Below are 14178 nucleotides of genomic sequence, written 5' to 3'. Positions count from 1 at the left end.
ACGTGCGAGATCTATGACAAGAACACGGAAAGCCTCATCCCTCATCAGTGTTTTGACCGTTACCGCCATGGTTCTCCTCCCATGGCAATCAGCTTCAGCCGAGCCGGACGTACGTCACGGCATCGCCATGCACGGCGATCCCCAATACGACGAAGGCTTCCCGCACTTTGACTACGTTAACCCCGGGGCGCCCAAGGGCGGCGTCCTTCGAATGGCCGTGGTGGCCAACGGATTCGACACCTTTAACCCTTTCGTTATTCGCGGTGTAGCCGCTGCGGGCATTAACACATACCTATACGATACGCTGATGGAACCGTCGGCGGACGAACCCTTTTCCGCGTATGGCCTGATTGCCGAGTCTATTGAAACCCCGGAAGACCGCAGTTACGTGACCTTTCATCTGCGTGATGAAGCCCGGTTCCAGGATGGTGAACCCATTACCGCGAAGGACGTGAAGTTTTCGTTCGATGTTCTGACCACCAAAGGCCATCCTTTCTATCGCAACTATTATGCAGACGTGTCCGAGGTAATCATCGAAGACGAGCGGACTATCCGCTTCGAGTTTGGTGACACCAACAACCGTGAACTGCCACTGATTCTTGGCCAACTGCCCGTTCTTCCAAGTCATTACTGGAAAGATCGTGAATTTGGCGACAACGGTCTGACACCGCCCGTTGGCAGTGGCCCGTATCGCATTGGCGACTTCGAGGCGGGCCGCTCCATCACCTTCAAACGGGTGGAGGATTACTGGGCCAGGAACATCGGAGTGCGAAAGGGGCGGTATAACTTCGATGAAATTCACTATGACTACTACAAGGATGACACCGTCGCCCTGGAGTCCTTCCGTGCCGGTAATTTCGATTTTCGGGTAGAGTCCTCGGCCAAGAACTGGGCCACCGCCTACACCGGTAACCAGTTTGACTCCGGCAAGGTTAAAACTGAAGCCGTAGAACATGGCCGCCCTGCCGGCATGCAGGCGTTCGCGATGAACACCCGCCGCCAGGTATTCAGCGACCCTCGTGTACGGGAAGCGCTGGCTTACGCGTTTGACTTTGAATGGGCCAACAAAAATCTTTTCTTCGGGCAATACACCCGTACCTCAAGCTACTTCGAGAACAGCGAGCTGGCGTCATCAGGACTGCCCGAAGGCCGCGAACTGGAGGTCCTTGAGCCTTACCGCGATCAATTGCCCGACGATGTATTCAATGAAGAGTATCAACCCCCTTCGACGGCGGGTAAAGGCGGGCTTCGCGATAACTTCCGTACAGCCCTGACGTTGTTACGGGAGGCCGGCTATGAGGTCAGGGATGGCACCATGGTGAACCGGGAAACCGGTAATCCCCTGGCCTTCGAGATCCTGATCTTTCAGAAAACCTTTGAACGGGTGGTGCTGCCCTTCAAGAACAACCTCGAAAGACTCGGCATTGATGTGTCCGTACGCCTGGTGGATACCAACCAGTACATCCAGCGCCTTCGTGAGTTCGACTACGACATGACCGTCCAGGGCATCGGCCAGTCCGACTCTCCTGGCAATGAGCAGCGGGAGTACTGGCATTCCTCCAATGTCGATGTGAAGGGCTCGCGCAACTATATGGGGGTGGATAGCCCGGTGGTGGATGAATTGGTCAACCTGGTCATCCAGGCGCCTACCCGGGAGGAGCTTGTTCATCGTACGCGGGCGCTGGACCGTGTGCTGCTGCATGGGCACTACGTGATTCCAAACTGGTACCTGGCCAAGGATCGGATCGCCTACTGGTCGTTCCTTCAACGGCCGGAGACGGTTCCCAAAAACGGTGTGGACATCAACAACTGGTGGGTAAAAAGCACTGACCAATGACGCAGATCTCTGATACAACTTTGACGGAGTTCCGCTGAATGGGCAGTTATATCCTCAGGCGCCTTGCGCTGATAATCCCCACCCTCCTCGGGATCATGCTGCTCAATTTCGTCATTGTTCAGGCCGCCCCTGGCGGTCCCGTTGAGCAGTTGATTGCGGAAACCGAGGGGCACGGTGGTAGCGCCCTTTCCCGGGCCAGCGGCGGTGGTGCCGGCGGCGAGGTTACCTCCTCAAGTGGCGACAGCCGCGGCTCCCGTGGCCTGCCGGAAGAGCTGCTCAAAGAAATAGAGGTTATGTACGGCTTCGACAAGCCGGCCCACGAGCGATTCCTGAAGATGCTCGGGGATTACGCCACCTTTGATTTTGGCGAGTCCTTTTTTAGGGACCGCTCGGTGATCGAACTGATTCTGGGCAAGATGCCGGTGTCCATCTCCCTGGGGTTGTGGTCCACCCTGATCATCTACCTGATCTCGATCCCCCTCGGCATCCGCAAGGCGGTCACCGACGGATCGCGATTCGACGTCTGGAGCAGTTCTGCCATCGTGGTGGGTTACGCCATACCAGGCTTCCTGTTTGCGATACTGTTGATCGTCCTGTTCGCAGGGGGCAGTTATCTGGACTGGTTTCCGCTGCGGGGGCTGACGTCGTCCAATTTCGATGAACTTACCTGGTACCAGAAAATCGGAGATTACTTCTGGCACCTCGCATTGCCTGTAACGGCCAATGTCATCGGTGGCTTTGCCACCCTCACCCTGCTGACCAAGAACTCTTTCCTCGATGAGATCAGCAAGCAGTATGTGGTGACCGCCAGGGCCAAGGGTCTGGAAGAGAAACAGGTGCTTTACGGGCATGTGTTCCGCAACGCCATGCTGATCGTCATTGCCAGCCTTCCCGGCGTGCTTGTGTCGCTATTCTTCACAGGCTCATTGCTGATTGAAGTGATCTTCTCCCTGGATGGCCTCGGATTACTGGGCTTTGAGGCAGCGTTGAACCGGGATTATCCGGTGATATTCGGCACCCTCTATATCTTCACGCTGATGGGATTGGTACTGAAGCTGATCAGCGATATCACTTACGTTCTGGTGGATCCCCGCATCGATTTCGAAAGCCGGGAGGGATCGTAGGTATGGTGACGCTCTCTCCCATCCAGCAACGGCGACTGCGCAACTTCCGCAACAACCGTCGTGGTTTCTGGTCCCTGTGGGTATTTCTGGCCCTCTTTGGGCTCTCACTCATCGCCGAGGTGATTGCGAATGACGTGCCACTGGTCGCCTACTACAAAGGGGATGTTTACTTTCCGATCGTGGAAAGTGTACCCGAGGAGACGTTCGGCGGGTTTCTGCCCACCGAAGCCGACTACCGCGATTCGTTTATCGCCGATGAAATCGAAGCAAATGGCTGGATGATCTGGCCCCCCATTCGTTTTAGCTACAACACCACGAACTATAACCTTGAGGTACCATCTCCGGCCCCACCCAGCGCTGAAAACTGGATCGGCACCGATGACCAGGGCCGGGATGTGGCTGCGCGGGTGATTTACGGGTTCCGCATTTCCGTCCTGTTCGGGCTTGTGCTGACCATTCTCAGCTGCATCGTGGGCGTGGTTGTGGGTGCTATCCAGGGCTACTACGGTGGTAAGGTTGATCTGCTGGGGCAGCGGTTTATCGAAGTCTGGTCAGGGCTTCCGGTGCTCTACCTGCTGATTATTCTGTCCAGCATCGTGCAACCTAATTTCTGGTGGCTGCTGGGCATCATGCTGTTGTTCAGTTGGATGGGGCTGGTGGATGTGGTTCGCGCGGAATTCCTGCGCGCCCGCAATTTCGAATACGTTAAGGCCGCGAGAGCCCTGGGTCTGGGCAACCGCAAGATCATGTTCCGCCATATCCTGCCCAACGCGATGGTGGCCACCCTCACCTTTCTACCGTTCATCCTGACCGGTGCCATAACCGGCCTGACGTCACTGGACTTCCTGGGATTTGGCCTACCGTCCGGGTCACCCTCACTGGGTGAGCTGATCGCCCAGGGTAAATCCAACCTCCATGCCCCGTGGCTGGGTATATCGGCGTTTGTGTCCCTGTCCATCATGTTGACGCTGCTGGTGTTTGTCGGTGAAGCCGTCCGTGATGCCTTCGATCCGAGAAAGAACTGATATGTCGCAACTGCTGGAAATCCGGGATCTGTCCATACGTTTTGACGACACCATTCAGGCCGTGGATCGATTGTCGCTGAGTATCGACAATGGTGAAACCGTCGCCCTGGTGGGAGAAAGCGGCTCCGGGAAATCCGTATCCGCCCTGTCCATCCTCCGACTGCTCGACGAACGCCACGCCAGTTATCCCTCAGGTGCGATCCTGTTCCAGGGAGAGGACATGCTGAAGGCCAGCCAGAAACGCCTTCGACAGATCCGCGGACGTCACGTCAGCATGATTTTCCAGGAGCCAATGACCTCGCTCAATCCATTGCACACGGTGGAAAAGCAGATCAGTGAAACCCTGGCACTGCACAAGGGGATGCGTGGCCCACAGGCTCGTGCCCGTTGCGTGGAACTATTGGATTTGGTCGGCATCCCCTCGCCTGAAGAGCGCCTGACGAGCTACCCTCATCAGCTCTCCGGCGGCCAGAAGCAGCGCGTAATGATTGCCATGGCCCTCGCCAACGAGCCGGACCTGCTGATCGCAGACGAGCCGACAACAGCACTCGACGTCACTGTCCAGAAGCAGGTACTGGAATTGTTAAAAGACCTGCAACAAAAGCTGGGCATGGCGATCTTGCTGATCACCCACGACTTGTCCATCGTGCGGCGCTATGCAGACCATGTCGTGGTGATGGAGCAGGGACAACTGATCGAGGAAGCGCCGACAGCGCAGCTGTTTGAAGAGCCACAGCATGCTTATACCCGTCGCTTGCTGGACGCAGAACCACCGGCCTCGCCGTCGGGCACCATGGTCGACAACAAGTCGCTGCTGGACGTGAACAACCTTGATGTGCGCTTCGTTACTCGCAAAAGCCTGTTTGGTCGGCCTCAGTCGTGGTTTCAGGCGGTCGACGACGTCAGTTTCTCGCTCAACGAAGGCGAAACCCTGGGTATCGTTGGTGAAAGCGGAAGTGGCAAGACCACGATCGGCCACGCACTGCTGAAGCTCACTTCCAGTCGCGGCAGTATTCGGCTCAGCGGCGAAGAACTCGGTCCGCTCGACCAGAAGCAGTTCCGGCCATGGCGCAGCCGTATTCAGATTGTGTTCCAGGACCCATTCGGTAGCCTCAGCCCGCGGATGTCAGTCGCCGAGATCGTGCGTGAAGGCCTGGAAATACACGTACCGGCAACACCCGAAGAACAGGACCGAAGGGTCATACAGGCGCTCACCGACGTCGGGCTCGACCCACAGGCCCGTCACCGCTACCCTCATGAGTTCTCCGGCGGTCAGCGCCAACGCATTGCCATCGCCCGGGCGCTGGTGCTGCAGCCAGAACTCATCATTCTGGACGAGCCCACCTCTGCCCTGGACAGGACGGTGCAAAAACAGGTGATTAACCTGCTGCGGGATCTCCAGGACAAATATGGTCTAAGCTATGTGTTTATCAGCCACGATCTGGCCGTGGTCCGGGCACTGAGCCACAAATTGCTGGTACTGAAGAGTGGTCGGGTCGTGGAATACGGCGATGCCGCCGGGATATTCAATACACCAAAGCACGATTACACCCGTGAACTGCTTGGGGCGGCCCTGTTCTACAGCCAATAAAGCGCAATGACAGGCCACGCCCGATTACTACGACCAATTGAGCGTTACCCGCACCGCTGCGGTTCATGGATAATGCCTTAAACTGAAACACAGGGAGAATCGTTATGGGATTACTCAGTGGCAAAAAAGCACTGATTGTCGGCGTTGCAAGCAAACACTCGATCGCTTATGGCATCGCCGAAGCCTTTGCCAAACAAGGCGCCGAGCTGGCATTCACTTACCAGAATGAAAAGCTCAAATCCCGAGTAGAGAAATTCGCCGAAGGCTGGGGCAGTTCGCTGATTTTCCCGTGCGATGTTGCCAGCGATGACGAAATAGAAGCTGTGTTCACCGAACTGGGCAAGCACTGGGACGACATCGACATTATTGTCCACTCTGTCGGTTACGCCCCGGCCAACGAGCTGGATGGCAACTATGTGGACGTCACCACGCGGGAAGGCTTCCGCATCGCCCACGACATCAGCTCCTACAGCTTTGTTGCCCTGGCCCAGGCCGGTCGCAAGATGATGCATGAAAACAGCTCCCTGCTGACCCTCAGCTACCTGGGTGCCGAGAAAGTACTGCAGAACTACAACGTCATGGGACTGGCCAAGGCTTCCCTTGAGGCGAACGTTCGCTATATGGCCGGCAGTCTGGGGCGTGATGGCATCCGGGTCAACGCCATCTCGGCAGGGCCAATCAAGACCCTGGCGGCCTCTGGCATCAAGAGCTTCCGCCGTATGCTGGCCGAGAATGCCAGGCGGGCACCGTTACGCCGCAACGTGACTACCGACGAAGTGGGTAACGCTGCTGCCTTCATGTGTTCTGACATGGCCAGCGGCATTACTGGTGAAATCATGTACGTTGATGCCGGCTTCAACATTACCGGCATGGGCGAGTTGGAAGACTGAAGCTCCCGGTTTTCCCGGCAGGGCTTTCGGGCCTTGCCGGGACGACTTAACCCTCAGACATCGCCTTTGCGACGGCTTCCACCCACTCCAGATAGGACGTGTCATCCGACTCCAGTATCTGAAGTCCCACCAGCCAACTGGTTTCAGTGCTTGCACGACACCAGACAACCTCCACCATCAGACCAAACGGCTTATTGTCATCCTCCAGACTGACCCAGGCAGGTAAGAGCGCACCCTGGGTTACCGGTTCTGCGGTCGTCAACCGGATACCACGGGCAGAGACATCGCTGGTGCGTGATACCAGAGACCGTCCGGACTGATCCCCCTCGACATCCGGAATCGGTGATTCCAGCTCCAGGGTCACACTTGCGCTCGCAGCCAGCCGGTACTCGGAACGGTTATCCCCAGATTCCGGAGCATCCTCGTAGTCGCCAAAACTGTAATCGATATCGCTCATGATCATCTATCCGATAGTGTTTTATCCGGTCAGTTTCGACCGACCCTGATACGGCCAACCACCCGCGACAGAGCGTCATCAAACTCTGCAGAGCTACCAAGTACGCGTACCCGGCCCATCACCACGTGATCCACGAGTTCATCCACCAGGAATTCGCGGCGATTCAGCCCCAGTCGGTCCACAAAAACCAACTTCCGGGAGGCATTGATCCGTACGGCCAGCTTCAGGCGAACGGCATCCTTGTCCTCACCGCTACTTTCCTCGACGATCCAACCACCCAGTTTGATGCCTTCCACCAACTCCCTCGCAGCGGTCTCCCGCTCCTGCAACAGGCGTTGCTGCTCGGCTTCTTCATCAGCGATACGTCGATCTTCTGCCGCTTTCTTCTGCCTTGCGAGTTCAGCCTGCCTGGCGGCTTCCTCCTGTTGGCGCAATTGTTCCGCTTCCGCCTTTTCCCGACGCAAGGTTTCTGCCCGGGCTCTCGCCTCCCTGGCGGCTTCTTCCCGTTGCAACGTCTGGCGTTCAAGCACCACAGATAGCGAGGTAATGGTTTCCGCCAACACCTGACCGAAGGGAGTCAATGGTGGTAATAATCTCAGGGTGCCGCTATCGAGAGCCGTGGAGAACCTTGGCCAGGGCATTAGTCCCAGTTTGACCCCGGCACCATTGGTCCAGAGCGCTTCACAGGTATCCGGTAGCAGAGCAAAGAAATACCGACGTCGCTCCGCGGCGCCCTCACCTTCCACAAACCATTTTCCCAACAACGGCTCAACCTCGGCCTCGGGCGGTGCGGAAAACGACAACCAGGAAGGATCCCAGGAGAATCGGTCGCCTTCCGGCAACGCGGAAACCAGCTCGGGCGTTTCGCCCCTCAGACGATCCACCATAACCGACTGGATTCCTTGCAGGGCCGAGTCATCCAGGGGCTTGCCGTTGACGCGGTTCCAGACGTCGCTGATCCGGTCACCAATTTGCTCCCCCACCGTATAGAGGCGGTTCCTGTCCTTGTCGGAAAGCGCCGGATCACCAATCCAGACAAGCCATTCCAACAGTTTGCTGGCATGCCGCCAGTTGTCGCCCTCGGTGCCTTCCTGCCAGACAATCTGCTTGATCAGGGCAAACCAGTGATCAAAGATAAACCGAACCACGGCTTGCGGCAGCTGACGATTCTGGAGGGCCCGGCCCACCAATGCCCTAGCCGTCTGTTCCGACTTTCTTTGACGGGCGGCGCCCTGCTCGGTTTCCAGCAACCGCTGACGTAAACGCTCATTCTGCTGTTCGCGCTTTCCCGCATCCTCTTCCCACTGACGGCAGAATTCGATAACCGGCCCGACGTCCCCGGAATCGAAACAGCCGGACACCGCTATGGTCAGTGAATCCAACTGATCCAGGAGGGCCCTCCCTGAGCGCCCGCTGGAACCACTCCATCCCCTGCAGTCCTGCAGGCTGTCAAGCCAGTGCACGATGGTATCGTTCAGCGCTCCGGCTCCCTCAAGGTTCATTCGCCAGGCGAGAAAGAACCGAAGGCGGGCAATTCGCAGGGCCAGTTCGGGATGGAGGCCGCTGGTCTTGAGAAACACATCCATGATTCGGTCCGCCACATAGGCGGAATTGATCTGCCTGACCGACCAGGTCAAGGATACCGAGCGGATCACACGGGTCACGGGCTCATCCCGCTGCTCCGTCCAGCAGGACAGCAACAATGGGCGCCAGTCGCTGGCTGCGTCTGCAGCAACCTTTCCCGCGGGATAGGGAAGATCGGGTACACGAATGCCTGAAAGCACGTCCCCAATCCTCTTTACCACCTGTTTCCGGGACAGTACTTTGCGCTTTTTCTGCGTGCTCTGCTGCATCCGTTCCCCGCGCGTCAGAAGCGTTGAAAAGGTTCATCAAATAACGCAGTATAACCAACTCGCCGGGGTTTACCGCAACTAAGCGCCGGCCAGTCATGTTTTATGCGACGGGGATAACAACAGAATGTCGGGCACCAAACTAGAGAATCTGAATGTGGCGAGTCAGGAACCTTTGATTACCCCTGAAGCGCTCAAGCAGGAGATGCCGCTTTCCGGCAAGGCCGCGGAAACCGTGGAAAAAGGCCGCCAGGCCATCTATGACATCATGGACGGCAAGGACCATCGCCTGTTTGTGGTGGTGGGCCCCTGCTCCATTCATGATGTCGAAGCTGCCCGGGAATACGCCGCCAGGCTGAAGAAGCTGGCAGAAGAAGTCAGCGATACCCTGCTGATCGTCATGCGGGTGTATTTCGAGAAGCCTCGCACCACCGTTGGCTGGAAAGGGTTGATTAACGACCCCCACCTCAACGACACCTTCGACATTGAACAGGGCCTGCACATCGGCCGTCGTCTGCTCCTGGATATCTCCGAGTTGGGACTGCCCACGGCGACAGAAGCACTGGATCCTATCTCCCCGCAATACCTGCAGGATACAATCTCCTGGTCCGCTATTGGCGCGCGCACCACAGAATCTCAGACTCACCGGGAAATGAGCAGTGGCCTGTCCATGGCCATTGGCTTCAAGAACGGTACCGATGGCAGCCTGGACGTTGCAGTTAATGCCATGAAGTCGGTCTCTCACCCTCACAGCTTCCTCGGCATTGACCAGCAGGGCAAAGTCGCGGTTATCCGTACCCGGGGTAACAATTACGGCCACGTGGTTCTGCGTGGCGGCGGTGGCAAACCCAACTATGACTCAGTCAACGTTGCCCTGTGTGAACAGGCGCTGGAGAAATCCAAACTCCGTCAGTCGATCATGGTTGACTGCAGCCACGCCAATTCCAGCAAGGACCCGGCCATACAGCCTCTGGTATTGCAGGACATCACCCATCAGATCGTTGAGGGCAACCAGTCCATCCAGGGTTTGATGGTGGAAAGCAACCTGAACTGGGGCAATCAGTCGATTCCTGAAAACCTGGCCGATCTTAAATACGGTGTGTCCGTGACGGACGCCTGTATTGACTGGGAGACCACTGAAAAAGCCCTGCGTGACATGCGGGAGAAGCTGAAGGACGTTCTGCCGAAGCGTCGGGGCTGATTTCAGCCACCGATCCAGTCGAGCCTGCTTCTCAAGGTCACCACGTTGCCGATGATGACCAATGTGGGGGCAGGCACCGCATTCCTCTCCACCCTTTCCACGATGTTTGTCAGGTCCCCGGTCACAACCTGCTGGTGGGGCGTTGTCCCTCTTGAAACGAGCGCCACCGGCATCTCCGGAGACATACCGTGGGCAACCAGTTGCTGGCAGATAATCGGTAGCCCGACCAGGCCCATGTAGAACACCAGGGTCTGGTTGTTCTGGACGAAATCCTTCCAAGGCAGGTCGCAGGTGTCATTCTTCAGGTGGCCGGTGACAAACCGAACTGACTGGGCGTGGTCCCGGTGCGTAAGCGGAATGCCGGCGTAGGCGGCGCAACCGGAAGCAGCGGTAATGCCGGGCACCACCTGGAAGCGCACACCGGCCGCCGCGAGGGTTTCAATCTCCTCGCCGCCACGGCCAAAAATAAAGGGATCACCACCCTTGAGCCGCACCACTTTGCGTCCCTTGCGGGCGAGTTCCACCAGGCGGCTGTTGATCTGATCCTGGGGCAAGGTGTGGTTAGCACGCTGCTTGCCCACATGAATACGCTCGGCGGATTCAGGAATAAGTGACAGGATTTCCGGCGACACCAGGCGGTCGTACAACACCACTTCCGCTGACTGGATCAGGCGCCACGCCTTCAATGTCAGTAACTCCGGATCACCGGGGCCGGCACCCACGAGTGCAACCTCCCCTTCGGAGCTATTCGGATTTTCCGTTACCGGATTCTTGTGGTACCGAACTGGTGCAGGCTTTGCACCAACGCCCTTCCATGGTGCATCGTCGAGTCTGTCACTCATTGTATTCTGTCTACGCCTCCCATATACGGTTTCAGGACCTCGGGAACCAGGATGCTGCCGTCTTCCTGTTGATAATTCTCCATCACCGCAATCAGTGCGCGGCCAACGGCAAGCCCGGATCCGTTCAAGGTATGAACGGGCTCCGGCTTATTGGTTTCCGGGTTACGCCAGCGTGCATGCATGCGCCGTGCCTGAAAATCCCTGGCGTTGGAACAGGAAGATATTTCGCGATATTTGTCCTGGCCCGGTAACCAGACTTCGATGTCATAAGTACGGGCGGCCGCAAAACCCATGTCGCCGCCACAGAGGTCAACCAACCGGTACGGTAGTTCGAGGAGCTGCAGTACCTTTTCGGCGTGCCCGGTCAGCGCCTCGAGCGCCGCTTCGGAGTCCTCCGGGCGAACGACCTGCACCAGCTCCACCTTGTCAAACTGGTGCTGGCGGATCATCCCGCGGGTATCACGGCCGTAAGAGCCGGCTTCACTACGGAAACAGGGAGTGTGGCAGACCAGCTTCAGGGGCAGTTCTGCTGCATCAAGAATGGTGTTGCTAACCAGGTTGGTGGCCGGAACCTCCGCCGTGGGAATCAGGTAAAGAGGCTTCTCCCCGTCCATGCGGAAAAGATCTTCCTCAAATTTGGGAAGCTGGCCCGTCCCAAAGAGCGTGTCTGCGTTGACCAGGTACGGCACGTAGGCTTCCGTATACGCATGCTCGTCGGTGTGGAGGTTGATCATGAACTGGGCAAGCGCCCGATGCAGGCGGGCAACCGGGCCGCGCATCACAGCAAAACGGGAATGAGCCAGACGAGTGGCGGTCTCGAAGTCCAGGCCACCAAGGGCTTCGCCCAGGGCAACGTGGTCCTTTGGTTCAAAATCAAAGTGTTTGGGGGTACCCCAGCGACGCACCTCAACGTTATCGTCTTCGCTTTCTCCGGCCGGCACGGTGTCGTCGGGCAGGTTCGGTATGCTGGCGAGGAAGTCGTTCAATTCCTCCTGTAACACCCGCAACTCGTCTTCCGCTTCTGACTTCTGTTTCTTCAGGTCTTCCACTTCGTCCAGTAATGGCTGGATGTCTTCACCGGCCGCCTTGGCCTTGCCAATGGATTTGGATCGGCGGTTCTGCTCGCCCTGCAGAGTTTCCGTTTTCACCTGGATCGCGCGACGGCGCTCCTCGAGCTGATCGAATGTGGCTTTGTCAAAGGTGTACCCCTTGATAGCAAGGCGACGGGCGATCTCTTCAGTCTGGGTGCGGACACGTTTGGGATCGAGCATGATTATCCTGTTTCTGTTGTTCACGATTGACTGGGCATTATACCTGCGCGGCCGGCTATGACCACAGCGGGCGAAAGCGGCTAGCGGATTTCAGCGTTGCGGGTAACGCTTGCGGTCGCTGTTGCGGTTCCAGTCGTCGAGCCGGTCACGCTTTTCGGCGAGTTTGATTTCCAGGCCCCGATGGACTGGCTCATAGTAACGGCGCTGGTGAATGGCCTCGGGGAGATAGGATTCTCCGGCGGCGAATGCTTCCGGCTCGTCATGGGCATAACGGTATTCGTCACCGTGCCCCATGGACTTCAACAGTTTGGTGGGGGCGTTGCGCAGGTGAACGGGGACCTCATAGTCCGGGTCATTGCGGATATCGGCCATACACTGGTTAAAGGCGGAATAGACCGCGTTACTCTTGGGCGAAAGGGCAAGATAGGTAACTGCCTGAGCGAGCGCCAGTTCGCCCTCAGGGGAACCCAGTCGCTCCTGGGCCTCCCAGGCGTCCATGGCAATCTGCAGCGCCCTCGGGTCGGCATTGCCTATGTCCTCGCTGGCAATTCGCGCCAGACGCCGGGCCACATACAACGGATCACAACCGCCATCCAGCATGCGACATAGCCAGTACAGGGAGCCATCGGGGTCGGAGCCCCGCACAGACTTGTGAAGTGCCGATATCTGGTCGTAGAAGACATCGCCGCCTTTATCGAACCGCCTCAAGCTGGTTTGCAGCACCTGTTCCAGATGATCGGAGGTAATTCTGGCGGCGCCGTCTTCATCAGGCTCTGCAAGATCCGTTGCCACTTCCAGAATATTCAGCGCACGCCTGCCATCGCCGCCCGATGCGGTTGCCATCAGCTCCAGGACGCTCTTTTCCACGGTGAATCGCCCTGCCAGCCCCTCTGGTGAAGACAGTGACCGCCCAAGCAGTTCCAGAATGTCGGTTTCTTCAAGGTTCTTCAGTACATAGACGCGGGTACGGGAGAGCAACGCACTGTTCAGTTCAAAGGAAGGGTTCTCGGTGGTGGCACCGACAAAGATGAAAGTACCGTCTTCAATGTGAGGAAGAAACGCGTCCTGCTGGCTTTTATTGAAACGGTGAACTTCATCGACAAACAGCAGGGTGTCGCGCCCTTCGCTGCGCTTGCGGTCTTTCGCCCGCTCAACAATGAGACGGATATCCTTTACACCGCTGAGAACGGCCGAAACGGTCTCAAAGCTGAGATCACTGAGGTTGGCCAGCAGGCGGGCGAAGGTGGTCTTACCGACACCCGGAGGGCCCCACAGGATCATGGAGTGGAGCTGTCCCTGCTCAACCGCCCTGCGGAGCGGCTTGCCCTCGCCCACCAGATGTGACTGGCCGACGTATTCATCAAGGCTCGCCGGGCGCATTCGCGCAGCCAGCGGGCGGAAACCCTGCTGTTCCGCGAACAGGCTATCCTGCATCAGGCCCCGTCCCGGATCACATCCACGCTGTCAGGGTAATTCAGGGTAAACGCATTGTCCTCCACCGGGGCGTTCAGGCGAATGTCCTCGAAACTGAGAACGCTGAGCTGCGCCAGTGAATCCTGCATGCGCATTTCCTGCAGCTCACCGTTATGGAAGGTCAGCCTCAGGGATACGAACAGGGAATCCTCGCTTCGCGGTTCCAGGGTGAACTCACGGATATTCTCCCCAGGAGAGCGGGAGGACACGCGATAGGTCTCATTGAGGTTATCAACCTCACCACTCAAAAGAAGCGCTGGTGTTGTCTGTACACGCTCGTCCAGGTTGTGGATGGTGACCTGTTCCAGATCCGGATCGTAGACTTCCACGGTTTCACCGTTGCTGACGACGAACTGTGAATGGGGTTTTCGGGTTTCCCAGTAAAACAACCCAGGACGCTTGGCCTTCAGGGAGCCACGGCTCTCCTGAACGCGATTGCCGTTTTCGTTAACCACGATCTGAATAAAATCAGACTGGAAGGATTCGTAATTCTTGAGCAGCGCAGACAGATCCGCTGCGGCCTTTGCACTGGTATCTTCCGCCATGGCCGGCGTGATCACCGATATCAGGGCCGAAAACGCGGTGACCAACCAAAGGGCTTTTGCTGAAACTCTCAT

Annotated in this window: 11 protein-coding genes and 1 pseudogene; 6 read left to right on the top strand and 6 right to left on the bottom strand. The window is 57.5% G+C overall.

From position 1 onward, the window contains the following. Nucleotides 1–13 precede the first annotated feature (13 nt). The 5 genes from AXW11_RS03280 to AXW11_RS03260 all read left to right on the top strand — a co-directional run bounded on the left by AXW11_RS03280 (nt 14) and on the right by AXW11_RS03260 (nt 6467). Complete coding sequence (locus tag AXW11_RS03280; protein WP_091643892.1) at nt 14–1837, top strand: extracellular solute-binding protein; 1824 nt, start codon at nt 14–16, stop codon at nt 1835–1837. A gap of 38 nt (nt 1838–1875) precedes the next feature. Continuing rightward, complete coding sequence (locus AXW11_RS03275; protein WP_091643890.1) at nt 1876–2961, top strand: microcin C ABC transporter permease YejB; 1086 nt, start codon at nt 1876–1878, stop codon at nt 2959–2961. Nucleotides 2962–2966: 5 nt separating this feature from the next. Further along, nucleotides 2967–3986: an ABC transporter permease gene (locus tag AXW11_RS03270; RefSeq protein ID WP_206512174.1), complete on the top strand. Its 1020-nt coding sequence runs from the start codon at nt 2967–2969 to the stop codon at nt 3984–3986. A 1-nt stretch (nt 3987) separates the two neighbouring features. After that, nucleotides 3988–5577 (top strand): ABC transporter ATP-binding protein, encoded by a 1590-nt coding sequence (locus AXW11_RS03265; RefSeq protein ID WP_091643887.1) that lies wholly within the window; start codon nt 3988–3990, stop codon nt 5575–5577. Nucleotides 5578–5681: 104 nt separating this feature from the next. Next, entirely contained in the window at nt 5682–6467 is a 786-nt protein-coding gene (locus tag AXW11_RS03260; RefSeq protein WP_036205512.1) for an enoyl-ACP reductase FabI, read from the top strand. Between the two features lie 46 nt (nt 6468–6513). Here the strand turns inward: AXW11_RS03260 and AXW11_RS03255 are convergent, their stop codons facing one another. After that, a complete protein-coding gene (locus AXW11_RS03255; protein ID WP_036205924.1) occupies nt 6514–6924 on the bottom strand; it encodes a PilZ domain-containing protein in 411 nt (136 codons plus the stop codon). A 29-nt stretch (nt 6925–6953) separates the two neighbouring features. Further along, entirely contained in the window at nt 6954–8777 is a 1824-nt protein-coding gene (locus AXW11_RS03250) for a DUF1631 family protein (RefSeq protein WP_091643884.1), read from the bottom strand. A 124-nt stretch (nt 8778–8901) separates the two neighbouring features. On the opposite strand from AXW11_RS03250, the gene AXW11_RS03245 reads away from it, so the two are divergent. Continuing rightward, complete coding sequence (locus AXW11_RS03245; RefSeq protein ID WP_036205509.1) at nt 8902–9975, top strand: 3-deoxy-7-phosphoheptulonate synthase; 1074 nt, start codon at nt 8902–8904, stop codon at nt 9973–9975. 2 nt (nt 9976–9977) lie between these two features. On the opposite strand, the pseudogene cobA reads toward AXW11_RS03245, so the two are convergent. The 4 genes and pseudogenes from cobA to lolA all read right to left on the bottom strand — a co-directional run. Beyond that, nucleotides 9978–10799 (bottom strand): annotated as a pseudogene (gene cobA, locus AXW11_RS03240) (uroporphyrinogen-III C-methyltransferase); the annotation flags it as partial. Nucleotides 10800–10813: 14 nt separating this feature from the next. After that, complete coding sequence (gene serS / locus AXW11_RS03235; RefSeq protein ID WP_041333307.1) at nt 10814–12088, bottom strand: serine--tRNA ligase; 1275 nt, start codon at nt 12086–12088, stop codon at nt 10814–10816. Between the two features lie 90 nt (nt 12089–12178). Further along, complete coding sequence (locus AXW11_RS03230) at nt 12179–13522, bottom strand: replication-associated recombination protein A (RefSeq protein ID WP_091643882.1); 1344 nt, start codon at nt 13520–13522, stop codon at nt 12179–12181. Further along, a complete protein-coding gene (gene lolA / locus AXW11_RS03225) occupies nt 13522–14178 on the bottom strand; it encodes an outer membrane lipoprotein periplasmic chaperone LolA (RefSeq protein ID WP_036205504.1) in 657 nt (218 codons plus the stop codon). The genes AXW11_RS03230 and lolA overlap by 1 nt, the downstream gene beginning before the upstream one ends.

The organism is Marinobacter sp. Hex_13 (assembly GCF_001566815.1).
Lineage (GTDB): Bacteria > Pseudomonadota > Gammaproteobacteria > Pseudomonadales > Oleiphilaceae > Marinobacter > Marinobacter salarius.
The sequence above is the reverse complement of the archived record's forward strand: the minus strand, read 5'-3'. Positions and strand labels throughout refer to the sequence as shown.